Annotated in this window: 18 protein-coding genes and 2 tRNA genes; 12 read left to right on the top strand and 8 right to left on the bottom strand. The window is 37.7% G+C overall.

Annotated features, from left to right (window positions below; genetic code table 11):
- The first annotated feature begins 58 nt into the window (after nt 1-58).
- Complete coding sequence (locus tag HW120_RS01455; protein ID WP_177730112.1) at nt 59-2,899, top strand: AsmA family protein; 2,841 nt, start codon at nt 59-61, stop codon at nt 2,897-2,899.
- A gap of 201 nt (nt 2,900-3,100) precedes the next feature.
- Entirely contained in the window at nt 3,101-4,099 is a 999-nt protein-coding gene (locus HW120_RS01450) for a hypothetical protein (protein ID WP_177730111.1), read from the top strand.
- A 58-nt stretch (nt 4,100-4,157) separates the two neighbouring features.
- Here HW120_RS01450 and HW120_RS01445 read toward each other — a convergent pair whose 3' ends face one another.
- From HW120_RS01445 to HW120_RS01425, 5 genes are all read right to left on the bottom strand, one after another.
- Entirely contained in the window at nt 4,158-5,915 is a 1,758-nt protein-coding gene (locus HW120_RS01445; RefSeq protein ID WP_177730110.1) for a flavin monoamine oxidase family protein, read from the bottom strand.
- 17 nt (nt 5,916-5,932) lie between these two features.
- Complete coding sequence (locus HW120_RS01440; RefSeq protein WP_177730109.1) at nt 5,933-7,129, bottom strand: FAD-dependent oxidoreductase; 1,197 nt, start codon at nt 7,127-7,129, stop codon at nt 5,933-5,935.
- Nucleotides 7,130-7,441: 312 nt separating this feature from the next.
- A complete protein-coding gene (locus HW120_RS01435; RefSeq protein WP_177730108.1) occupies nt 7,442-8,347 on the bottom strand; it encodes a hypothetical protein in 906 nt (301 codons plus the stop codon).
- Nucleotides 8,334-9,434 carry an RNA polymerase sigma factor gene (locus HW120_RS01430; protein ID WP_177730107.1) on the bottom strand — a complete coding sequence of 367 codons (1,101 nt, stop codon included), beginning with the start codon at nt 9,432-9,434 and terminating at the stop codon, nt 8,334-8,336. Before HW120_RS01430 ends, HW120_RS01435 begins: the two co-directional genes overlap by 14 nt.
- Nucleotides 9,435-9,437: 3 nt before the next feature.
- The gene (locus HW120_RS01425; RefSeq protein WP_177730106.1) at nt 9,438-10,433 is read right to left on the bottom strand and encodes a hypothetical protein; all 996 of its coding nucleotides are present in this window, start codon (nt 10,431-10,433) and stop codon (nt 9,438-9,440) included.
- 460 nt (nt 10,434-10,893) lie between these two features.
- On the opposite strand from HW120_RS01425, the gene HW120_RS01420 reads away from it, so the two are divergent.
- Genes HW120_RS01420 through HW120_RS01410 form a run of 3 tightly spaced genes read left to right on the top strand, consistent with a single transcriptional unit; the run spans nt 10,894 to nt 15,971 of the window.
- Entirely contained in the window at nt 10,894-11,928 is a 1,035-nt protein-coding gene (locus tag HW120_RS01420; RefSeq protein WP_177730105.1) for a ComEC/Rec2 family competence protein, read from the top strand.
- Complete coding sequence (locus tag HW120_RS01415; protein ID WP_177730104.1) at nt 11,925-14,381, top strand: RNA-directed DNA polymerase; 2,457 nt, start codon at nt 11,925-11,927, stop codon at nt 14,379-14,381. Before HW120_RS01420 ends, HW120_RS01415 begins: the two co-directional genes overlap by 4 nt.
- Nucleotides 14,382-14,387: 6 nt before the next feature.
- Nucleotides 14,388-15,971, top strand: a complete 1,584-nt coding sequence (locus tag HW120_RS01410; protein ID WP_177730103.1) for a DNA polymerase — start codon at nt 14,388-14,390, stop codon at nt 15,969-15,971.
- Nucleotides 15,972-16,093: 122 nt separating this feature from the next.
- Here the strand turns inward: HW120_RS01410 and HW120_RS01405 are convergent.
- Nucleotides 16,094-16,166 (bottom strand) — tRNA-Phe (locus HW120_RS01405).
- Nucleotides 16,167-16,292: 126 nt separating this feature from the next.
- Nucleotides 16,293-18,596: a GH92 family glycosyl hydrolase gene (locus HW120_RS01400; protein WP_177730102.1), complete on the bottom strand. Its 2,304-nt coding sequence runs from the start codon at nt 18,594-18,596 to the stop codon at nt 16,293-16,295.
- A 167-nt stretch (nt 18,597-18,763) separates the two neighbouring features.
- Between HW120_RS01400 and HW120_RS01395 the strand changes: the two genes are divergently transcribed.
- A complete protein-coding gene (locus tag HW120_RS01395) occupies nt 18,764-18,958 on the top strand; it encodes a hypothetical protein (protein WP_177730101.1) in 195 nt (64 codons plus the stop codon).
- 12 nt (nt 18,959-18,970) lie between these two features.
- Nucleotides 18,971-19,831, top strand: coding sequence for an AraC family transcriptional regulator (locus HW120_RS01390; protein WP_177730100.1), 861 nt, complete (start codon nt 18,971-18,973; stop codon nt 19,829-19,831).
- A gap of 93 nt (nt 19,832-19,924) precedes the next feature.
- Here the strand turns inward: HW120_RS01390 and HW120_RS01385 are convergent.
- Nucleotides 19,925-19,997: transfer RNA gene (locus HW120_RS01385), tRNA-Phe, on the bottom strand.
- Nucleotides 19,998-20,096: 99 nt separating this feature from the next.
- Between HW120_RS01385 and HW120_RS01380 the strand changes: the two genes are divergently transcribed.
- From HW120_RS01380 to HW120_RS01360, 5 genes are read left to right on the top strand one after another with little or no spacing between them, the layout of a single operon-like run.
- The gene (locus tag HW120_RS01380; RefSeq protein ID WP_177730099.1) at nt 20,097-20,828 is read left to right on the top strand and encodes a type III pantothenate kinase; all 732 of its coding nucleotides are present in this window, start codon (nt 20,097-20,099) and stop codon (nt 20,826-20,828) included.
- A complete protein-coding gene (locus tag HW120_RS01375) occupies nt 20,825-22,096 on the top strand; it encodes an outer membrane protein transport protein (RefSeq protein ID WP_177730098.1) in 1,272 nt (423 codons plus the stop codon). The genes HW120_RS01380 and HW120_RS01375 overlap by 4 nt, the downstream gene beginning before the upstream one ends.
- A gap of 22 nt (nt 22,097-22,118) precedes the next feature.
- A complete protein-coding gene (gene lptC, locus HW120_RS01370) occupies nt 22,119-22,673 on the top strand; it encodes an LPS export ABC transporter periplasmic protein LptC (protein WP_177730097.1) in 555 nt (184 codons plus the stop codon).
- Between the two features lie 3 nt (nt 22,674-22,676).
- Complete coding sequence (locus HW120_RS01365; protein WP_177730096.1) at nt 22,677-22,853, top strand: hypothetical protein; 177 nt, start codon at nt 22,677-22,679, stop codon at nt 22,851-22,853.
- Nucleotides 22,854-22,873: 20 nt separating this feature from the next.
- Nucleotides 22,874-24,130 carry a hemolysin family protein gene (locus HW120_RS01360; RefSeq protein ID WP_177730095.1) on the top strand — a complete coding sequence of 419 codons (1,257 nt, stop codon included), beginning with the start codon at nt 22,874-22,876 and terminating at the stop codon, nt 24,128-24,130.
- Nucleotides 24,131-24,178 lie beyond the last annotated feature (48 nt).

The following is a 24,178-nucleotide window of genomic DNA, read 5'->3' as shown; positions in this document are numbered from 1 at the left end:
ATGAAGTCAATAAGGAATATTCTGTTAAAATTTCAAAATTAGATAGTACTTTTGCAGTATGAAAAGCAACATTAAAAATATAGCCCTCAAGACAGTAAAGATTACAGGGATAACCATTGTAAGTATATTACTGCTTTTATTTTTAATTCCGTTATTATTTCCGGGCACCATTGCCGAACAGGTAAAGAAAGCTGCCAACGAAAAACTGGATGGGGAACTGGACTTTAAAGAAACACATTTGTCTTTCTACAAGCATTTCCCGTCGCTTACGGTTTCGCTGGACGAATTTTCGTTAAAAGGCTCGGCACCGTACAGAAATGAAACATTGGTTGCGGCCAAAGAGGTGGCTTTCGGGATCAACCTGAAACGTCTTATTTTTGACAATCAGGTTAGTATTGATGAGATCTATCTGTCCGATGGACTTGCCAATATTATGGTTGACGAAAAAGGACGGGCGAATTACAATGTTTATATTTCCAATGCACCGAAAACAACTTCCGATACGACTTCTGCTTCCATCCGCCTGGACAGAATCGAGATAAAGAATGTTCACTTAAAATATACCGACCTTTCTGCCAAATTAGCCATTGAGGCAAAAGACTTTAATTATATCGGAAAAGGCGATTTGGATAAATCCATATTCGACCTGACGACCAAAGCACGGATCGGCTCACTGGATCTGGCTTTTGACGGGGAAACCTATCTGAAAAACAAAGTGGTTAACGCCGATCTGTTAACCCGTATCAACACCAATTCCTTATCGTTTGTATTCCAGCAGAACAACCTGAAAATTAATAAACTTCCCGTCCAGTTTATCGGGAAACTGAATTTCTTAAAAGACGGATACGATATCGATATCCATGTGGAAACAAAAGACAGCAAGCTGAACGACCTGTTTACCGCTTTGCCGCCGGCTTATGTTACCTGGCTGGAAAAAACAAAAGTGGAAGGGCAGACCGATGTGCTGTTCACCTTTAAAGGGATTTATAATGCTTCGCAAAACAAAAAACCGGATCTGGGTCTGGATGTGAATATCCGTGACGGTTTTATCGCTTATAAAGACACGCCGTTTCCAACATCGAACATCTTTTTAAAACTAAAAACCCGATTGCCATCTTTGGATCCGAACCTGTTGGAGATCGACATGGATTCCATCCATTTTAATGTCGGGAAAGATTTTATGAAAGGAAAACTGTATTCGAAAGGAACTAAGAGCATCGCTTTGGATACGGATATAAAGGCCAAACTGGATTTGGAGAAACTGAATCGTGCGTTGGGTCTGGAAAAAGTAGAATTAAAAGGATTGCTTACTTCCAGCATAAAAGCCAAAGGCGATTATGATGCCGCTAAAAAGCTGTTCCCGGTTACCGATGGTTTTATAGCTGTTCAAAGCGGAAGGCTGAAAACACCATATTACCCGAATCCGATTGATTCGATCCGGATCAATGCAAGAATAAAAAATACGACCGGAAGCTATAAAGACCTGATGGTTAAAGTAACGCCGGCATCGTTCCATTTTGAAGGAAACCCGATATATGTGGCTGCCGATTTATACAATTTTGAAGACCTGGCGTATAAAGTAAAAGCCAAAGGCGAAATTGATGTGGCAAAAGTATACAAGGTCTTTAAGCAGGAAGGACTGGATGTTAAAGGATATATCAAAGCCGATTTGTTTTTACAGGGGAAACAGAGCTATGCAACTTCCGGGCAATATGGTAAAATGAACAACAAAGGGACGTTATTGCTGCGGGATATCAATGCGAAATCACAGTTTTTCCCGAAACCGTTCCTGATCAAAGAAGGACAGTTCAAATTTGACCGCGATAAGATGTTTTTCAATACATTCCTGGCAAGTTACGGACAGTCGGATTTTGCGCTGAACGGACAGTTGCAGAACGTTATCAATTTTGTACTCAATAATAAGAGTGTACTGAAAGGAAATTTTACGGTTAACTCCGGTTTGTTAAATATTAATGAATTTATGGCTTATAATCCGGAAGGCAATAAAAGCAATAATTCGAAAGTGAGCGCGAAACAGGCACCGCCAAAACAAGCTACCGGTGTTGTTATGGTGCCGTCCAACCTGGATGTTTCGGTTACTGCAAATGCTAAGAAAGTGGATTATGACGGCTTGTTACTGGACAATATGACCGGGAAAGCCATCGTTCGGAAAGGAAAGCTGATATTGCGCAATGCCGGTTTTGGAATCATTGGCAGCCGGATGGCTATTGACGGGGTTTATAATGCGGTAACAGCCGATAAAGCCGATTTTAATTTGCATTACCGCGCCAAAGACTTCGATGTACAGCGTGCTTATAAGGAAGTGAAATTATTCCGTGATCTGGCTACCTCTGCCGAAAAAGCAGAAGGAATTATCGGAGTGGATTACCGGTTACGGGGTGTGCTGGATAACAGCATGCAGCCGATAATGCCTTCGTTAAAAGGACAGGGAACACTGTCTGTCCGGAAAGTGAAGATCAGCGGACTGAAACTGTTTTCGGCTATCAGTAAGAAAACAGGTTCTGACGGTATCGATAATCCGGATCTGAGCGAAGTGGAAATCAACTCAAAAATTAAAAATAACGTTATTACGATTGATGAAACATTAATCAAAGTAGCCTTATTCCGATTGAAATTTAAAGGGGAAACCAACTTTGCCGGACAGATGAATCTGAAAATGCGTCTGGGACTGCCGCCATTCGGATTAATCGGTATTCCGGTAGTGATTACCGGTAATAGAGACAATCCAAAAGTGAAAGTGTTTAGCAAAACCGGAGAAGACGTACAGGAAACGGAATATAAAGGCAATGTGCCCAATACACCAGTTACGCCGGGCGAACCGAAAGCACCGAACAGCAATGATGCGAAAGAGGTAAAAGATACCCAAAAAGAAAATTAAACAGCAGCCACTCGAATGAGTGGTTTTTTTGTGGCATAATGAATAGGTGAGAATGATCTTTTTATTAAGTTTACAGAACCACAATTTTAATAAGCTTAGAATTACAAAATGATTTTTTTGAAATAGAAAAAGCAAAATTCCCAAAAGAAAACAGATTTCAGATTATTTAGAGGATTTTAAAATGCTATAAATTGATATTGAATGGAAAAATCAGCCCCAAAACCGGTAAACAGGATCAGCCATTTCATCTGGATGGTATGGGTCGGAACCTTGATTTTAACATCCTGTTCCGGAGTTCAGAATACCCGGTTAAGATCCCAGCTATACACGAGCAACTGCAACCAGCAGAATGTGTATAATTATACCGTTGCAGCGATGCCCAAACCGATACACACCATCGAGGTGGATACGGTACTGAAATCCCGCTTCAGCTTTAAAAGCCTGAATGCGGCAAATGCCATCGGAATTTTGGACCTGGTAGCGGAATATGTGACGGCACAAAAAAAGTACAGCGAAAATAAAAGCATCGAAAACAGGCTTTCCATCCTGGAAATGTCGCAAAAAATAAACCAGCGGATCAATATGGCATCACTGGAAGTTTCGGCAGTTTCTTCGGAGATGGATTGTGAAGAGGAACGTACGAGCCAGATTGCCGACTATCTGAGCGGAAAAGAGGATGAAACGGAAAGTAAGCTAACAGTGGGCGCTATAGTAGTGGGCGCAGCCGGAGCCATCGCTTCGGGTTTGCTGATTAATGAGGGAAATGTCGGGGATTATATCGGTATCGGAACCGGGATTACCGAAGCAACTTTCGGATTCCTGATCTTGCGGAACAAACGGAATATCGAGTTTTACCATTCCCGCAATGCCCTGAAAGATATCTGGGAAGGCGGACCGACCTCTGTGATTTTTCCGCCGGCAGTATGGTATTACTTGAATTATCACAATCCGAACGAACCGGACAAGGTTTCTTTTCGCCGGGAAATTATTGAGAAATGGATGAATTTCGGACAGATCGAATATGAGCGTTCCAAAAAGAAAACACAGTTGATCGAACTGTATTTTGGAAAAGGCGGTAAATATTCGGCACAGGAACTGGACAATCGTGCCAATATGTATGACCAGCTGGAATCGCAGATCAACCTGATGAAACAGGATTTAAAAGCCCTGTCAATGGAACTGGAAAACCTGAAAATATAAAAGGTATAAATTTCTTCGGAAGCGGGTTTTTTTTACTTCCGAAGAAATCAGCATTATACTACCATCCTAAATAATATTCCGGACTAAGCCAAAACGGACGTTCCATTCCGAAATATTCCTGAAGCATTTTTTCGGCTTCACAAAATGCGCCTTCAACCCATCCCTGCTGGTCGGAATAAGCTTCTCCGCAAATATGGATCTGCTCGTCAGCCTTTGGTTTACGCATATACGGCATCACGTGTTTTACTGAATAACCGGCTTTCCAGGCGTGGTAACCGGCACCGAAAGGATCGTCTGTCCAGTCTTTAAAATAGGTTACATACGGTTCCGGTATGGTAACATCGTCGCCGTGTAGCTCGCGAAGCTGGTTCATTACTTCACCCACCATCATTTTGGTTGCCTGCACATCATTTAACTGAAGCAGTTCTTTTAATGATGCCGATTTTGCCGGTTTAACCTCAAACAGTATTTTGTCGTCAGAAAGGGCTTTCCAGAACGTTTCCGTTTCCATATCGCCATAACTGCCCAATAGCATGGAGTTATCGTTATTAGGATCGGTGCCGAAATAGTAACACTGGCGCATTGGTAAATCGGTAATGGAGTGGCCGGAATCTATTCCCAGCTCTTTCCACCACGGATAAGGGAAGCCCATTAATATTTTAAAGGACGGTTCCATAATTACCGAACGGATATTTTTGTTGAGCACCTCATTTTCATTAATGTCAAAAAAGAAATTTTCCTGATCCAGAAGTTCCAGGGATCTTCTCGGCATTGCCAGAACCAGCGTATTGGCATATACTTTCCATTGGGTGTTGGTTTTCAGATTCAGGAACGTAAGCTCATATTTGTGAGTGCCGATTTTGTGGTTTTTGGTAAACGTTATTAATTTGTTTTCCGACCAGATGCAGGCACCGTCATTTTCCATATAAGTATTGGCAAGGGCATAGGCAATGCTGTCGTAACCTTCTTTAATGGTTTTGTAAACCGGGTTTGAAGAAAAGTCACCAACCATATACGGAAACGCTTCGGCCGAATTCCAGTTGATCGTATTGGAATAATAACCGCCGGCATTGGCTAAAAACTCATAGCCTTCCTGGGAAACCTGATCCTTGATTAAATTCCAGAAACCGATATCGTTTACTTTTCGTTTATTATACGGGGAATTGTCAAAAAGGTAGGTTAATTCCGGTTTGATATCATCCCATTCGCGGCTGGTAATTTTAAACGAATAGTCGTATTCGGAAGTTTTTTCAACCTTGTCGGAATAATTCTTAACAAACCAGGGATCGGCCATTAAAACATCATAAATGATTTTATTGAATAACTGATCCGAACTGAAACCGAAATCGTCTTCATTTAAATAATAACGGGTCTGCAGTTTTTTGCCGGCATCCTGAGCCACATTCCAGGCATCCTGTTTGCAGCGCTCTTTTCGCAGATACATCAGTAATTTGGATGGATCTCCCATTGGGAATGGTTCCGGTGTCATGGTGCCGGACAATATCGGGATGCGTTTGGTTACACCGCCTTCGGTAACCGGATAACCTTCAATCAGGGTGGTCACAATGTCTTGTGAGGTCAGGTAGCGCATGCCGCCTAACTCTCCCCAGAAATCCATTCCGGGCAGAACTACCGATTCCAGTCGGCCGCCCAGTTTGCTGTTCATATCAAAGATCTGTACCTGATCGGCTTTGAATTTTTTATCCTGTACCAATCGGTAAGCGGTGTATAAACCGGAAGTTCCGGCGCCTATAACGGCTACTTCTATTTTTAAATCGGGATGCTTACCCGAATTTAAAGGGGTGTTTTTATTCATGGATATTAGCGGTTAAGTTAAAATGCTTTAAAAAATCGATCTCCTAACTGGAAAGGAGAAATGTCGAATGCGGTAGTGCCGTCCAGGGCCATATCGGACAAAATTTTACCCAGGAAAGGCGTGAATTTCGCGGCCCATCCGGTTGCGTAGACAACAATGTTTTTATGATTGGGGACATAATACGGGGCAAAATCGATCAATAACTCTTTATTCGGGATTTTACTCAGGGCAATCAGACAGGTGGATGTATAGTACGGTTCCGGATCTAATCCCGTCATGTGATCTTTAATCCATTGGGAAGTATAGGCAAGCTCCTGTTCGTTAGGAATAAAGCTCCTGTCGTTCGGTTCCGGAATATCGTTGATAACGAAATCGGGTGCAACCCTGATGTATTCCGGGTGATCCCAGTCTACTTCCGGGAAGCCGTAAAACTGGTTGCCGTTTTCTCCTTCCGGATTCTGGAATACAAACCAGGTTGGGTACTGTATGGAAGGATCGGTCTTTTTAAAATAGGCAGATGCCATATTCCAGTAAGTTGCCTCTATCGTAAAATGCAGTAAATTAATAATGCTGTTTACATAAGGTCCCGGTACCACTACAATTTTTTTGGAAATATACACGCCGTTAGGAGTGGTGACTTCAAACAAATGGTCGGCCTGTTTGATTTTAATCACCGGAGACTGCTCCTCTAAGGTTGTATGAGGATCTTTCTTGCAAAGTTCCAATAACGTTTCTATCGTAGCTTTAAAATTGATACTGGCGCCGTCCGGCTGGAACAGGCCGGTATAGGTTTCCGGTAAATTTTTAAAATGGTATTTTTCTTCTATTTCTTTTGACGTTAGCGTTGTGTAAGGCACGTTCAGGGCTTCCAAAGCCTTTTCGGCTTCGGCAATATTGCCTTCGGTAGAATGAACAGCCGGATCGCCAAACCAGAGTGTGCCAACCTTGTCACGCAATGGTACGGAAGTATGACTTTGCAGTTCTTCCCAGAAAGGTTCCGAGTCCAGAGCCATCTGTACCATATATTCTTCCGGATACGGAATTCGGAACTGACGCGAAACCCCGGCAGAACTGCCTTGCTGGTTCACAAATGTAAATTGCTCTAAAACCAGTGTGCGGGCTTTTCGTTTGCCCAGGTGATAGGCTGTAGCCAGGCCCATAGCACCACCGCCCATGACAATCACATCATAGTGGTTGTTTGTATTTTCTTTCATAACGATATTTGTTGTGTGGTTTGGTGTTATCGCTTTCAAAAGGAATACAGTCTGTATTGCCTTTTGAAGAGGAATAGCGTGAAGCTATCCGTTTCAATATGAAGATAAAATTAGGGGCAAATTTTAAAGCGTTTGCCAGTATAAACACCTGTTTTTAACACTTTCCGGCTACGAAGAAAATGCTGTTTGGCAATAGAAAGTACGCGGTTTAATGATCGCAATGCAGACAGTTGTCCGGTAACTATTTATAGCAGGACTACAGGAAAAGAGGTAGATTTCCGGGTGTTTTAGGAATGGTGTTCCGGGAGTATTTTATAAGCTATAAATGAGCTGCAATAAGAATTTGTTTTCGGTAAATGTATTTTTGGTTTTAAAGAATTGATTTTTATCATCACTCTTGCTGAAAAATAAATGATTGGATTTTCCGGAGTTAAAATGCAGGGCAACCGAAATGTGGCTTGATATGGCATACTGCAATTCAATAAGGTAGCCTATCTGTAGTGCTTCGGCTTTAAAACGCTGTGTCTCGTCAAAGATTAAAGGCAGCTTTCCGGAAGAACCGATAAACTGGGCTTTATAAGTGCTTGTGCTGGCAAACGCCCCTATGGAAGGCGTGAATTTGTTTATTCTGTAATAGAGTTGAACCGGAAGCTGTAGCTGGAAATTTTTGTTGTCAATAGCCTGGAAAAGTTTAGGAGCATTATTGTTTGTAAAATAATAACCGTTAAGGATACCGTCATTTTGTGAGGCATTGAACGAGAAGGAGCCCATCCAATAAAAGGCGTCAATTCCTATTCCAACAGAAAAACTGGAATTAAAAAGGGCTTTCCGTGTCCAGATGCCCAAACCAATACCGGTAGTATTCGGAGCATTCATTTCTTTAAAAAGACTGTTGCGGGCGATACCAAGATGCAATTTCCCGCCAAAAAACCAGGTTTGTTTTTTCTCTTTATCCATTCGTTTTTTATCGGTGACCAGAATAAGAGTGTCGATTGTGACCTGGAATTTTTTTCCGTTTTGAACCAATTCCAGTTTGTCTTTTTTATTGGTTTCCGAAGTAAAAACGGCTTTGTCTATTTTGGTAAACGGTTTTTCTACAAAAACTGTGTCGTATACAACAACCTCTTCATAAACAAAAATAGTGTCTGTTTTTTTGTCCTGCGAAAAAGCAAAACCGGTAAAGGCTAATAAAAAGATCAGGATTTTATCTCGTAACATAAATAGTGTCTTTTTTTACAATTTGTTTCTTAATGACAACTACTTTTTGAGGTTCTTCTTTTATCGAATCTTTTTGTGTTGTAACTATTGGGTTTGCCGTAGTATTCGGAGCATTATTTTTTAAAACCGTTGCTTTTTCCGGAGTGGAAACGGCTTTCGTTCTATCTGGTTTTGGAGTGTTGGTAGTTTTGTTTTGTACGGAATCTGTTGTGTTTACCGGTAATTGATTTGTAGTGGTGTTTTTTACCGGTTTCCTATTGGATTCCGGTTCATTTTTTGGTGAAATAGTTTTATGGTTGTAGGTATAAGCATAAAAAATAACCCCGATTATCCCCGATAAAACAATGCTTGCAGCTATGGTCTTTGATGCGGAAGCTATTTTGGGTAAACCGATAAACTCGTTTGGAATGAGTGATTTTTCCGGATTTAATTCTAATTTTTTCTGTGGTTTTATTTCAAAATCCCGGAACTGTTTTTGGCAATAATTGGCAAACATCTGGTTTCCGAATCCGAGGAAAAGTAAAAAAGCAATGCGGCGTTTCTTTTTCTTGTCAACCGGTTTTCCCTGTATTTTTTCGAGTAAAAATGCCTGAATCGCTTTCCGGGCTCTGGACAGATGTGATTTTGAAGTGCCGGTTGAGATATGGAGTATTTTGCCAATTTCACTATGCGAAAACTGGTCGATGACATATAGGTTAAAAACGGATTTATGATGTTCCGGCAATTGATCGATCGCTTCTAAGATGTCATTTTTTTCTAAATCAGAAGTCAGAAGGATGCTTTTGATATCGGTTTCTAAGGTGTTCATAAGTGTAGTTGAATCAACAATTTCACAGTCCTGATCGGTTGAGAAGTTTATTTTTTTGGTCTCTTTTAAATGATGGATAGCCATGTTAATCACGATTCTGCTTAACCAGCCATTTAAAGCGTTTGCGTCTTTCAGCGTGTTTTCCTTTTGGATCGCCACAATAAAAGAATCCTGGATAATATCTTCGGCAGTGGCAAGATCTTTTATATACCTGCGACAAATCCCCAGTAATTTTGGGGATGTGCTGATGTAAATTTCATTCCAGTTGAAGGTTGCCATATTCTAATTTTGAACCACAAAAACCGACATAAATGTGCCATCGGAGTCATTTATATGCATCGTTTCCACGCCGTTTACAATTAAATAGCTGCTATAGCCATCTCCTAGTGCTGCCTGTGTTATCTTGTAGGCACCATTGTTTTGAATTTTAAAATCGACAATACCTCCCAACTCCGGCTGACTGTTGTCGAATACAACGCTGTTTTTGTAAATGGTGTTAGAACCGTTTGTAAGATACATGTCATTTGCAAAATACATTTTTGTAATTCCGTTTATGGGTGCCGGAAGTGAGGTTTCGGAGTTGGTGTTTATGTTTTTATAATAACCGGTATTATTCAATACTCCGTAGGCAAATGCTTCGTTGTTGCTTACGGCCAGACCGTTTATTATGGCATTTGGAATCTCGTTAAAAACGCTGTTTGCATAATAGCCATTAATTGTTTCGTTGCCGCTGCCTGAAGCCGTTATATAAACATTGCTGTTTAGTACTTTTATTTTAGGCAGGTTATGCACGTGACTGCCATAATTGCGAACGCTTGTTTTAACACCGTTTTTCCAATAGGCAAGCGTATAGTCATCAAAAGTTATGATCGGTTTTTTTGTGTAGCCAACAAAATAAACATCATTTCCGATTATTTCCATATCAGTAATGCTCACCACCTGTTCCTCATTTGTGCTTAAGCTGGTTTTCAGATTTGTGAAAACCCCGTTTTTCCAAAACATAGGAACTGTTTCGAGAACCGTTGTTCCAACGCCTATACCCAAAACATAAACATTGCTGTTTGCTACGATCACTTTGTTTGCCATAGTGCCCGAATAGCCTCCGGAATCTAATGTATTAGGCTGGTTGTTTTTCCAATAACAGGCCTGACTGTCTTTTTGACCGGCAACATAAACCTCTGCAGCATTGGTGGCTGTCGAATTAAAAACCAGGTCCTCACTACAGGATGTTTGTAATAAACCGGTTGCCAGGATTAGAACAAGTAGTATTTTTTTCATAATAAAAATAAATTAGGTTAATATACTTTAAATTTATTATAAGAGTGAAAAATCAATAAGGGTTGCAGTAAATAAATAAAAATAAAGCAAAAAAACAGCTCCGGATATAATGGAATCGGAATTGCCGATCTTGATTTTAATGTAAAGCAGTAGTTTTTTGAGAAGTATATAAGAGTGCAGGTATTGCTAAAAAGACAAAACGCTTTGACGTGTTGTTTCTAATGTAATCTAAACTCCAATAGCTACTTATAGCTATCAATAAATATTTGACCATTTTTAAGAGTTGTGAATCTTATGAAAGAAAAAAAGCGGTTAATGTAGGTTTATGAGAGTTTAGGATGGTATAGTGTATATCATATTAAACTGTAAATGACTTAGAGGAGAGTACGTAATATGATTGGTGGTAATATTCTTAATTAAGAAAATATTTGTATTATATTTACTTAATTAATAAAGTTGTATGGGTAATACTTTAAAAATTCTTAAAGCTGGAAATGGAGATTCTTTGATAATAAGATTCCTTGGAAATGACGAAAAGTATAAAAATATTATTATTGATGGAGGAAATAAAAAATCTGAATATGAAGCTTTTCTGAAATCTGAAATTTTAGAAATAAGGGATAGAAATGAGAATATCGATTTATTGATATTAACTCATACAGATCAAGATCATGTGAAGGGAATTCAATATTTGCTAAATGATAGTTCAATAGATAATAGTTTAATCAAGTGCATTTGGTTTAATTCTTTTGAAGAATCAAATTTTCAAGACAACAATGATATAAGTTATCTTGAAAGTTGCAAAATTCAAGGTTTAATTAAGGACTCTAATATTCCCAGAAAAAACAACATAATTATAAATGAATTTGAAGTCTTAAAATTCTTTGGGGCTCAAATTTCATTATTGTCTCCTCTTGAGGAGGATTTAAACAAATTGATTGATAAAAACTCACATGACATTTCTTCTGAAGCCAACGATTATGATTATACAGTGGAGGAATTGATTAATAAAAACCCTGAGATTTTCAAAAATAAAAATGAAGAGTTAGATTTTACAATTGAAAACAGAGTCAGTATTGCTCTCTTGATAGAAGTAAATAATAAATCAATATTTCTTTTAGGGGATGCCAATCCTGATGTTGTCGAAAATTCAGTTAAAAAGCTTATTAAATTAAGGGGAATAGAAAGATTAAGAGTTGATTTAATAAAATTATCACATCATGCAAGTAAGAGAAGCTTAAGCTTGCAACTTATGGAAATGATTGATTCAAACTACTTTATTGTCAGTACGAATGGAAAAAAATCAAACCTTCCAAATAAGTTGACATTTGCAAAAGTGTTGAATAGACCATATAAAAATGGAGAAAAAGACTTTTTTATTTTCAACTATGATGAAGTTGTAGATAATTTGAAATTTACTAACAATGATTTTGAAAGATATAACTTCTCTTGTTTAAAACCTAATTACAAAAACGGATATATAGTAGACTTATGAATGAAGAATCTATATTAAATGATAACCAAGCAAGTTTGTTAAAAGCCAATACTGTGAGACTTGAGCCCATGTTTAATGGTTCAACCGAAAAAATTATTGGTACAGGTGTTATCTATAAAACAAATAATACGTGTAATACCCACTATATTTTCACAGCTTTACATTGTTTATACGGAAAGAGAGATGGAGCAAAATACTTAAATGAGGGTAATCTAAAAGAGGTTGCAGTCTATTGGCAAAATGAGAATGGTGATTATGATGATTATACTGTTAAAAGTGATAAAATTATTCCCATATATGAGCAAGATTTAGCAATTATGCTTATAGAGTATAAATCTGAAAACCTGAGAGAGCTTATTTTGGGAGGTGATATTAATCATAATGGTTATTTTAATTCTTACGGTTACCCTAAATTCAAGCAAAACTCTCCTTACGAATTAAAATTTAAAAGAAAATTATCGGCAAACAATTTAAATACGTTTGACATTGAATGTCTTTCATCTATTAGTGATGAAGAAGCAAAAGAAAAAATAGCTGGCTATTCTGGAGCTGGTTTGTTTTATTCTAATCGTTCAGTTTTAGTTGGTTTAATCACGCAGATTTCTGATTCTAATGGTTTTGCAGGAGCAATTGTTGTAAAAAAAATTAATCATAATTTAATAAATGAAAAAATAAGTGCCTTTGATTCTTCTTTGGAATATGTCAAACATATTAATCATACTCTTAAGATAGGGTTGAAGGAAGCTGATGGTAGTATTATTAATTATGAGAAAATCATAATTAATAATTGTGAATTAAACATTTGGAGAGCAATAGAAAGATTGAAAAGTGATTTGAAAGATGATTGGTTTCAGGATCCGATAAATTTCAGATTTTTATTATCTAAGACATTTTTTTATAGAAGAGTTGAGAAATTAATAAATGAGAACAAACTATATAAACCGTCTTCGCTTGCTAAACACTTTACAGTTCCAAAGTCGGGATATTCAACAAGACCGGCCATTGAAACAAGTTTTATTGATAGAATTGTTTATCAAGCTTATGTTGATAGATTGTCTGAAAATCTTGATAATGTATTACATCCACAAGTTTATTCATTTAGGTGTAATTCGGGAAAATCGAATCATAAATATATGTTCCATTACTCAATTGAGCAATGGAAAAAATATGTTTATCAAACAAAATCTGTTTTGACAGAAGGTAGGCCTTTTTTGGTAGTTGCCGATATAACTAACTTTTTTGAAAATATCAACACTACTTTATTATCAGAATATTTAAAAAGTTTAATTCATGATTATGCAGAGAATAGTATAAAAGATGAACTATCTAGGATTGTTGATGGTATCGGGGAATTGATAAAAGAATGGAATGATAAGCAGATAAATTCTGAATTTGGAATACCTCAAAATAGAGATGCTTCCTCTTTTTTAGCTAATATTTTTCTTAATAAGATTGATAAAATAATGATTTATTCTAATAACCATAAATATTACTATAGATATATGGATGATATTAGAATTGTCTGTGAATCAAAGGCTGAGGCTGTTAAAGCAATTTATGATTTATCGATAGCAATGAGAGATTTAGGATTGAATTTAAATTCATCTAAAACTACAATATTTGATTTAAAAAGTGATGAAGATATTATAAAAGAGTTTTTGCCGGAGTCGTTAGTCGAAATTGATCAAATAAATAGTTTATTAAGTGCAAAAAGGAAAAGAGATGTTCAGAAAGCTGTACATATGACTTATAAATTATTTGTGGAGGTGGTTGGTAATACTAATGACGAAGAAAAATTTTTAAAGAAAAGGAAGCTAGGATTTTGTATAAATAAGCTACAGCTTTTTGCAAGAACAAAAGGTTTGCAAAATATAATTGATTTTTCAAGAATAATTGAATATGTCTTGGCGGAATTGGATAACCAACCGTGGTTAACAACATCATTTGTAAAGTTATTAATGTCTATAGATAAAAGTTATTTTAGGCAGGAAAACTTTAATGAGATTAAAAAAATAATTAAAGATAATCTTAAAAATATTTACGAAAGTCAAACATATTATCTATGGTTATTTTTGAGTTACATGAAGCATTCTGATGACGATTTAATACAGATTGCTCTATCAAATATTAAAAGTACAAATCAGCTAAATCAAGCGAATACCGCAGGGTCATATATTTACTTAGCTTCAATAGATTGGAGAAACTACAAACATGTAATGTTAAGTTCTTTTAATAAAGGTAATTTGTCAAATAACTACTTTTTGCAGAGAAATGCTCTAATTGCTTTAAGAAATGTTTCACCCAACGAGATAAATACGAATGTTATATTAAAAGATTTGGAAGACTTGCATGTGAAGTTGTATGATGAAAAGAAAGAAGTGTTTGTGTCTGATCTACCCAAACTTAAAATATCTCAGGTAATAAATGATGTGCCAACATTAATATCGTTATAATAAAGAATGGAAATAATAGTACTTAAACATGTATCTTATAATAAAGGGAATAAACATATTTCGTTCTTTACGAAGCAAATCGGTCAAAAGTTTAAAATTTGTAATGAATTGAATTTTTTAAATGGAAATGGTAAGACAACAATAATTTCATTTGACTATGTAAATCTTATTGATGAGATTCCTTTAGGGGAAAATTTAGCTTTTATAGATGTCGAAAATTTAAAGCGCCAACTTATTGGAAGATCTAAAAATGAATATAAAAGAGAAGATAGGCCTTGGCTAATTTGGAACCTTATGAGTGGTTTGAATCCCAATGATTATGGTTTGAGCATAAATGAATTTCAAAAAAAAGTTGAAAAAGCGAAGGCTGTAGTGTTGGGAATTAATTCAGGTGAAATTAATGTGATGACGGTTTATTCGTTTATGCTTGATTGTATTGAAAATATATATATAGGGATAAAAAATGAACTGTTGGAATCACCTGAAAAGGAAAGATTTGAAAGGATAGAAAGTAAATTGAATAACATTTTATTTGAGTGTTATAACAACGGTATCCGAATAGATTCAAAGAAAACAAAAAAGTATATTGAGCAAGTCAATATTGAGCTATATGAGGTGAAAAATAGACTTCAGTTAGAATTTGGAGTTTTTTCATTGTATGATTATGAGAATATTCAGAGCAAAATTGTTAAGGATTTTCCATGGTTTAAAGAAATAAAAGTTAACTCAAAAGAATTTTGGGACGCAATAAAACTTCAGAAAAATAATTCGAAATTTATTAATCTACTTTATTTAGAAAAAAAACTAACAAAAGACAAAACTATTCTTATGAGGATAGGGGCTTTGGATGTAGGTTATATCAATCCTCTCTTGGATTATTTTGGGACAATTACAGGGAGAATTTTAGCTACGTCACCTTCATTGCAGCAGTTAAATAAAAAGTATAGAGATATTATTATTCCAAAATCAGAAATGGAGTTGGTATATATTGATTATAGTCAATTTGAAGCAGGTATTTTGGCCTTTGAGGCAAAGGATTTGAAATTGATTGAAATGTATAATAATAAAGATATCTATAATGAAATTAGCAATAAGCTAGGAAATGAAACTGTGCCAAGAGATTTAGCAAAGAAAATATTTTTTTGTTATTGTTATGGGATGAGCAAAGAAAATATTCTGAAGTATAGCGGAAAAAATCTTGATTTGTTTTTTAAGGAATTTCCTAATTTAGAAATTTTTGAAACTACAATTTTTGAAAAATTTAAAAGAGATGGTTTTATAGAAACTACTTTAGGGAATAGAAGGTATAAAAGTTTGATAAATAGTGAAAATAGAACGGAGGGATGGCTAATTAGCCAAAGAATTCAAGGTACAGCGTCTTTGATTTTAAAAGATGTCATTATTGAGATTTATTTGAAGAGCAAGGAAGTTGAATTTTTATTACCAATGCATGATGCAGTATTATATCAGGTTCCAAAAAGTAAGGTTGTCGAGTTGACTCAGTTAATTGAAGATTCTTTTAAAAGTGTGTTTAAAAAATATTGTCCAAGTTTAGAGCCAAAGGTGTCTAATAAGTCCTTTTGTGAATAATTTCTAGGATAATATTTTGTAGAAGTTCTGTTAATATTGATTTAGCGAATAATATTTAACCATATTTAGGAACTGGAAACAAAAAACCCTTGAATCTTTGGGATATCAAGGGTTTATTTAAGTGGTGCCTCCAGGAATCGAACCAGGGACACATGGATTTTCAGTCCATTGCTCTACCAACTGAGCTAAGGCACCGTCCTTATTGCGGGTGCAAATATAGAATTGTTTTTTTGTTTTCCAATGCTTTTTTATGAAAAAATGTAATAAAAAACGTAACTGCTTAGTGGGTAATGTTTTAGTTTTTTGGAATTATGGCATCACTTATCGCTTTGGTTTGCTGCTTAGGTAAAAAGTGATTTCACTATTGTCATAAACTTCACTGTGCAGTAAATAATTCCGGTCAATTTCGTTACCGTTTAAAGTCACTTTCTGTACATATACATTTTCCGGAGCCTGGTTAACGGTCTTTATTTTTAAGGTTTTTCCGTTTTCAAGCTGTAAGGTTGCCGCTTTAACCATCGGACTGCCTATCGCGTACTGGTCGGAGCCGGGCAGTACCGGGTAAAATCCGAGCGCGCTAAAAATATACCAGGCACTCATCTGGCCGGCATCGTCGTTGCCGCACAAACCGTCAATAGAATTGGAATACATGGTATTCATAATCATACGAACGCGTTCCTGGGTTTTCCACGGTTTGTTTGTCCAGTTGTACAGGTACGGAATGTGGTGTCCGGGCTCGTTTCCGTGTACATAACTGCCAATGATACCGTCGCGGGTAATGTCTTCATTTTTTTCGATATACTTATCGGCAAGCTTGATTGTAAAGATCTGGTCCAGATGGTTGGAGAATTTGTTTTTCCCGCCCATCATTTCGATCATGTCGTCAATTTTATGCGGAACATACAAGCCGTAATTCAAGGCGTTGCCTTCAATGAAGCCCTGTCCGTGAGTGTCTAACGGATCGAAATTTTCCCGCCATTTTCCGTCACTTAATTTCGGACGCATATAGCCAATGGAAGGATCGTAAACATTCTTGTAGTTTTCGGAACGTTTGGTAAATGTTTCATAGTCTTTGGTTGCATTTGCTTTTTTTGCAATTTGCGCGATACACCAGTCGTCATAAGCGAATTCCAGTGTTTTGGAAACGGAGTTGCCGCTTTTGTTTTCCGGAACATAACCAAGCTGCATATAGCTGTCCAGGCCGTCGAAATACGGAACGGTCGCAGTATTTTTTCCGGCGGTCAGGGCGCGGTTAAGGTCGATGTCGGTAGTGTTTTTGGCAATGGCATCGGCAATAACAGAAATGGAGTGGTAGCCGATCATGCACCAGTTTTCGTTGGCATAATGGCTCCATACCGGAAGCATTTTGTGAACGCTTTGGTCGTGATGAGCCAGCATGGACTTGATCATGTCGTTGTTGCGTTTCGGCTGGATGATGTTGAATAACGGGTGTAAAGCCCTGTAGGTATCCCATAAGGAAAATACGGTGTAATTGGTAAATCCTTCCGATTGGTGGATGTTCTGATCCAGTCCGCGGTAGTTTCCGTCTGCATCTTCATATAGAATAGGTCCCAGCATGGTGTGGTACAGTGCGGTGTAGAACGTTTCTTTCTCTGCGGGAGTAGTGGTTTCAACGGTAACTTTGGCCAACTCTTTATTCCATTTCTGCTGGCTTTCCTGTTTTGTTTTTTCAAAGTTCCAGCCCGGAATTTCCGTTTTTAGGTTTAATAAGGCTCCGGCGGTGCTCACGGAGGACAGTGCGAATTTTACACCGATTTTTTCGTTTTCATCCGTTTTGAAATTAAAGTAAGCGCGGATATTTTTCCCAGCCATTTCAGGGAAATTTTCTTCTTCATTAAAACGTCCGTAAAAACCTTTATACGGTGTCTTGTCATATTTCTTGTGACCGTAGGATACAAAGGGTTTGGAAAACTGCATGGCAAAATACACTGTGCGTGTTCTTCCCCAGCCATTGGTCTGGCGGTAGCCGGTCACGGTGGAATCGTTTTCTACGCGAACAAAGACCCAGGTGTTTTTATCGTCATAGTTATAGATGTTGTACATCAGGTCCAGCAGGATGTGTGCCGAATCGGATTTTGGAAAGGTGTATTGGTGATATCCTACGCGGTCGCTGGCGGTTAATTCTGCTTTAATGTTGTAGCTGTCCAGCTGTACTTTGTAGTAGGCCGGTTTGGCCACTTCGGTAGTGTGGGAAAATGTCGAAAAATAACCGCTGCCGGGTTCGTTGGCTTTGCCGGGATTTAACTGTAGTTTTCCGGTTGTGGGCATAATCAGGAAATCGCCCAGATCGGCATGTCCGGTTCCGCTGAAATGAGTATGGCTGAATCCGAAGATTGTGGTGTCGTCATATTGGTAGCCGGCACAATATTTATAAGTGTCGGGATTGTATTTGCCATCTGCAAACATGTTTACATTGTTGGTTTCCGGACTTAGCTGTACCATACCGAATGGGGTTGTGGCACCCGGAAAAGTGTGTCCCATTTTGTGTGTTCCGATCATTGGATTTACAAAGTCGATCATTTGATGAGCGGTTTGGTTAGGATTGTTTTGTCCGAAACAAACAGTTGTTACGGTTAGTAGTAAGCCTGCTATTTTTGAGTTCATGTTTTGGGAATCAGATTGGATATCAAAGATAAAGATTTCAGTGCTATTGTAATAGCAGGATGTGGTGTTAAATGTTTATGAAAAAAAGGATTGTAATTTAGCAAGATAGGACAGGTGTAAAAGACCGCTGCGTTATACTTTTGAGGAAACAAATAAGCCTATTGAATATGGTAAAAACAGAATTGTTTGTCCGGTTTTCGCACTTTATCATGACGTTCAGTATTGTCTTTAATGTGTGGTATGTTTCAGGGAATAACGCCGGTAAGGTTTTGGGAACCGGATGGCTTGTCAATATACTGATTGTGATGGTTTTTATTGCCGGGGTATATGCGGCAGAAATAATAAAGCTTTTAGGGTTATAATATAAAGAAAGTATGGAACAGCGAATAGCAACGATAGCAGAATATAAAAAACAGATCAATGTAATTGTGGAATACATTAATAATCATCTGGATGAACCGGTTGACCTGGTAAAACTGGCGGCAATAAGTCACTTTTCGCCGTATCATTTTCACCGCATAACCCGTGCTTTTATCGGAGAGCCCATTGGGAGTTATATTGTCCGGGTACGGCTGGAAACTGCTGCAAAACTAATACGGTATACAGATTTTTCCATTTCGGAAATTGCTTATAAAGTGGGTTATGAAGTGCCTACTTCGCTTTCCAAAGCATTCCGGCAGCAATATGGTATTTCGCCATTGGATTACAGAACTAATAAAGAATATAAGATTATGAAAACAGTAGAAAAAAATGTACCGTTAAATATTACCGGTTTTAAAGTAATGGATATTGCGGCCAAACAGCTCATTTATATCAATCTCTCCGGTCAATACGGAAGTCTGGATTTTGCAGGGTCCTGGCAGCGTTTGTGGCAGTTCGTAAAAGAGCATAAACTATTTTCGGCCGGAATGGAGCATCTGGCTATTTATTATGATGATCCTAAAGTAACAAAAAGTGAGAAGCTGCGTACGGATATTTGTCTTGCCGTTAAAAAGGAAGCGAAGCCGCAGGGCGATATCGGCGTGAAAGAAATTAAAGGCGGGAAATTTGCCGTGTTTCTTTATAAAGGGCCTTATCATAATCTGGATGCGGTTTACGACAGGATTTACGGTACACTTTTACCGGAGAAGAATCTTCAGTTAAGGGATTATCATTCCTTTGAGAAGTATTGTAATAATCCGGACAAAACGGAACCGGAAAAACTAAAAACGGAAATTTATATACCTGTTGAATAATACAGGAGGCTGCCGGATTGGGCAGTGGATTTACCGCAAAATAAAACCCCTGAATGATAAATCCAGGGGTTTATTTGCTTTGCGATTTTCTAGTGGTGCCTCCAGGAATCGAACCAGGGACACATGGATTTTCAGTCCATTGCTCTACCAACTGAGCTAAGGCACCTTCCTTATTGCGGGTGCAAATATAGGGGCATTTTTTATTTATCCAAAACAATTTGATAAAAAAATCTATTTGTATCTTTGAAATCTAATTAAAGAAAGAATGCTTTTAGCTATAGATGTTGGAAATACAAGAATAAAAGCGGCTGTATTTGAGGGGGATACCTTTGTTCTGGATGCGGTTTTTGATAAAAAAGAAGCGGTTGAAAAACTGGAAAATATTTTCCGGCAGTACCCGGTAATTACAAAGGCAACGCTGTCCAGGGTCGGTTTTTTGGATGAAACGGTTCTGGAATGGCTTGAAAAGAGAGTAGAGTTGTATAAAATAACGTCCGATAGCAGCATGCCTTTTGAAAACCGCTATGAAACACCTAAAACCTTGGGTGTAGACAGAATGGTGCTGGCAGCCGGAGCGGTTTTTAAATACCCGAAGCAAAACCGGCTGATTATCGATTCCGGAACCTGTATTACCTATGATTTTGTTGATGCAGACGATAATTATCTGGGCGGAGCCATTTCGCCGGGATTTCGCCTCCGCTATGAAGCCCTGCATAATTATACGGCAAAACTGCCGTTATTAACTCTGGAAAGTCCTGAGGGTTTTATTGGTGACTCCACAAAACAGGCGATACATTCGGGTGTGGTGAATGGGGTTTTACAGGAAATCGACGGATTTATAGAACGCTATCGTGAACAATATCAAGTTTTAACAGTAATTTTAACAGGTGGTGATACGGATTTTTTGGCGAAAAGAGTAAAAAACACCATATTTGCCAATCCAAATTTTCTATTGGAAAGTTTGAACCATTTATATCAATATACAATCAACAAATGATTAAAAAGATAATTCTAGGCATTAGTTTGCTTTTTTCTTCTGTGATTTTTGCGCAGGAAGGTACCGCTTCACCTTATTCGTTTTACGGTATTGGCGATGTTAAATACAGAGGAACGCATGAAAACAAGGCAATGGGAGGTTTGGGTATATTACCGGATAGTATTCACCTTAATCTGCAAAACCCGGCATCACTTGCCTCTTTAAAGCTAACCGCTTTTACAGTGGGAGCCACTACTAAGAATACGACTTTTAAGAACGAGACCCAGAAAGAAACAGCCAGCAGAACAACTTTTGATTATCTGGCTTTAGGATTTCCGATCAGCCCGAAAATGGGAGTGTCTTTTGGTTTGATGCCGTATTCCTCTGTAGGATATAAAGTGGATCAGAAAACAACAACCTCATTATCTACCGGAGAAACAGCAAATATTGATAAGCGATTCACAGGTGAAGGAGGCGTTAACAATGTGTTTTTAGGATTAGGATATAAAATTACTTCAAAATTGAGCATCGGAGCTGATTTTCAATATAACTTCGGAAGAGTGGAAACAAAATCGGTTGGATTTGTTGAAGATGTTCACTTAGGAAAAAGAGAGATCAATACGTCGCGATACAGTGGTGTTGCTTTTAATACCGGATTAATCTATCAGACAAAATTAAATAAGAAATATGACTGGATCAGCAGTTTAACGTATTCACCTAAAAGCACGCTGAAATCGGATAACACCGGATCGGTAGCAACCATTACCTATTCGGCTAACGGATCGGAACTGGTTTCGGATACTAAAGATTATGATCCTACAAGAACCGATTTCGAACTACCGGCTAAATATGCTTTGGGAACCGGTATCGGAGTTACTAAAAAATGGTTTGTGGGAGCAGAAATTACCATGCAGGATAAAAGTAAATTCTTAAACCGTTTTGACGAAATCACGAATGTGGAATTCGAAAAATCACAGCGATATGTTATCGGTGGGTACTTCACACCTAAATTTAACTCTTTTACAAGCTATTTTGACAGAGTTACCTACAGAGCCGGTTTCCGATATGAAAATACAGGATTGGTAATCAACAATCAGTCCATTAAAGATTACGGGATCAATGCCGGTTTCGGATTCCCGATCGGAAAAAGTTTGTCGAACCTGAATATTGGTTTTGAATACGGAAGCAAAGGAACGACAAGCAGTAACCTTATCAAGGAAAACTATTTCAGCGTTTATATCGGTCTTTCCGTAAACGATTTGTGGTTTAAGAGAACAAAATACGAATAGTATATAACCTGATTGTAAGACGATGAAGGTCAAGTCTAAAAAATATCTTTTACATGTAGTCACAGTTCTTGCTGTGACTCTGTTTTTTTCATGCGAAAGCAATTTCAAAGAGGTACAGCGAATTAATGCCGTTCCGTTTTCTCCCATTGGCGAAGCGGAAAACGTTAATTTGAAATATACCGATTCCGGAAAGATAAAAGCGATATTGGTAAGTCCGAAGCTGCTGGATTTCTCAAATTTAAAATATCCTTATACTGAATTTCCAAAAGGAGTGTTTGTAACGCTTTTTGATGAAAAAGCACAAAAAAGCTATGTGGAGTCGGATTATGCCATTACCTATGCCAAAACAGATATTATTGATTTGCAGGGGCATGTAAAGATTACATCCAGTGACGGCAAAGTACTGCAGACGGAACAATTGTATTACGATCAGAAAAATGAATGGTTTTTTACCGAGAAATACTTTAAATTTACAGATGCCAATAGTTATCTGGAAGGAAAAGGAATCGATTTTAGTAAAGATTTTTCGGTTATGAATGCCCAACAGAATAGAGGAGAAATATCAAAATTGGAATAAATTATGGGAGTTTTAAAATATGTTCATTATCTGTATATCGTTGTTGCAGTATTGTTTATTTATGAAGGTGTAACGCAATTACAGGCAGGAGAAAATTATATCATCAGTTTTCTTTTTGCGGCAGCGGCACTTTTTATGTTCTTCTTCAGACGCCATTTCTCCGATAAAATGAAAAGGTAGTACCCCAAAAAAACAAGTATATGGAAATTGCGATAATCATAAGCTGTTTAATACTTTCCGCCTTCTTTTCTGGAATGGAAATCGCTTATATCGCTTCCAACAAAGTTTATCTGAGCATTGAGAAAAAACAAAATACCTTTTTCTCGAAAATACTGTCCAGACTAACCGAAAAACCGTCCCGATTCATCGCCTCGATGCTGTTGGGCAAGAGCATTGTTTTTTCTATTTACGGTTATTTTTCCAGTGCACTTGTGGTTCAGCTGCTGCGGGAGCAGGGCGTGGCATTCACTCCTTTTGTAATGCTCATAATGCAGGTGGTGATTGCAACACTGCTGATTTTGCTGACTTCCAGTTTTTTGCCCAAAGTGATCTTTCAGATTTACCCGAATACCTTAATAAAAGTACTGGCACTGCCGGCCTATGGATTTTACCTGCTTTTTTCCGGGATTTCAAAAATTATTGTCGGCATAGCCGATAAAGTAATCGTTTGTATTTTTAAACTGGAAAGCGATAAAGAACAGCTGTCTTTTAATAAAGGCGAACTGGGGACCTATATCAGCGAGCAGATGAATGCGGCCGAAAACCAGGAGGAAATAGATACCGAAATACAGATATTTCAGAATGCCCTCGAATTTTCCGATTTAAAAGTCCGCGATATTATGACGCCCAGAACGGAGATTTCGGCAGTGGAAATTGAAGATCCGGTTAGCGAATTAAGAGAATTGTTTATCGAAACCGGATATTCCAAGATCGTGGTCTATAACGATACCCTGGACAATGTGGTCGGATATGTGCACTCTTTTGAACTGTTTAAAAAACCGGTGGATATTAAAACCGTCATGATCCCTATAGAATATGTGCCGGAAACGGTTTTAATAAAGGAAGTTCTGGATATACTGACCAAGAAACGGAAAAGTATGGCGGTAGTAATGGACGAATATGGTGGCACGTCGGGTATCGTTACCGTGGAAGATATCATTGAGGAGCTTTTTGGTGAAATTGAAGACGAGCACGATCTGGAAGAATTGATCGAAGAAAAAAGAAAAGATAATTCCTATTTATTTTCGGCCCGGTTAAACGTAGAATACGTTAATCAGAAATACAGTCTGAAAATTCCGGAGAGCGATTCCTATGTTACCCTGGGAGGCTTTATCGTGCACGCTACAAAGGAAATCCCGCAGGAAGGACAGGAATTGAACCTGCACAATTTTAAAATACTGATTCGGGAAGCATCCAATAAAAAAATTGAACTAATTGAGGTTCGCATCCGGGAATAAAGAAATATCCCAATAAAAAAGTAAAAATAATTGAAAATATAGCGACAC

It is taken from the genome of Flavobacterium inviolabile (assembly GCF_013389455.1).
GTDB lineage: Bacteria > Bacteroidota > Bacteroidia > Flavobacteriales > Flavobacteriaceae > Flavobacterium > Flavobacterium inviolabile.
Note: the sequence above shows the minus strand (reverse complement) of the source record. Positions and strands in the feature narration are given on the sequence as shown.

Coding starts and splice junctions, on each gene's coding strand:
- HW120_RS01455 (WP_177730112.1), top strand. CDS start 59: ATGAAAAGCAACATTAAAAATATAGCCCTCAAGACAGTAAAGATTACA.
- HW120_RS01450 (WP_177730111.1), top strand. CDS start 3,101: ATGGAAAAATCAGCCCCAAAACCGGTAAACAGGATCAGCCATTTCATC.
- HW120_RS01445 (WP_177730110.1), bottom strand. CDS start 5,915: ATGAATAAAAACACCCCTTTAAATTCGGGTAAGCATCCCGATTTAAAA.
- HW120_RS01440 (WP_177730109.1), bottom strand. CDS start 7,129: ATGAAAGAAAATACAAACAACCACTATGATGTGATTGTCATGGGCGGT.
- HW120_RS01435 (WP_177730108.1), bottom strand. CDS start 8,347: ATGTTACGAGATAAAATCCTGATCTTTTTATTAGCCTTTACCGGTTTT.
- HW120_RS01430 (WP_177730107.1), bottom strand. CDS start 9,434: ATGGCAACCTTCAACTGGAATGAAATTTACATCAGCACATCCCCAAAA.
- HW120_RS01425 (WP_177730106.1), bottom strand. CDS start 10,433: ATGAAAAAAATACTACTTGTTCTAATCCTGGCAACCGGTTTATTACAA.
- HW120_RS01420 (WP_177730105.1), top strand. CDS start 10,894: ATGGGTAATACTTTAAAAATTCTTAAAGCTGGAAATGGAGATTCTTTG.
- HW120_RS01415 (WP_177730104.1), top strand. CDS start 11,925: ATGAATGAAGAATCTATATTAAATGATAACCAAGCAAGTTTGTTAAAA.
- HW120_RS01410 (WP_177730103.1), top strand. CDS start 14,388: ATGGAAATAATAGTACTTAAACATGTATCTTATAATAAAGGGAATAAA.
- HW120_RS01400 (WP_177730102.1), bottom strand. CDS start 18,596: ATGAACTCAAAAATAGCAGGCTTACTACTAACCGTAACAACTGTTTGT.
- HW120_RS01395 (WP_177730101.1), top strand. CDS start 18,764: ATGGTAAAAACAGAATTGTTTGTCCGGTTTTCGCACTTTATCATGACG.
- HW120_RS01390 (WP_177730100.1), top strand. CDS start 18,971: ATGGAACAGCGAATAGCAACGATAGCAGAATATAAAAAACAGATCAAT.
- HW120_RS01380 (WP_177730099.1), top strand. CDS start 20,097: ATGCTTTTAGCTATAGATGTTGGAAATACAAGAATAAAAGCGGCTGTA.
- HW120_RS01375 (WP_177730098.1), top strand. CDS start 20,825: ATGATTAAAAAGATAATTCTAGGCATTAGTTTGCTTTTTTCTTCTGTG.
- lptC (WP_177730097.1), top strand. CDS start 22,119: ATGAAGGTCAAGTCTAAAAAATATCTTTTACATGTAGTCACAGTTCTT.
- HW120_RS01365 (WP_177730096.1), top strand. CDS start 22,677: ATGGGAGTTTTAAAATATGTTCATTATCTGTATATCGTTGTTGCAGTA.
- HW120_RS01360 (WP_177730095.1), top strand. CDS start 22,874: ATGGAAATTGCGATAATCATAAGCTGTTTAATACTTTCCGCCTTCTTT.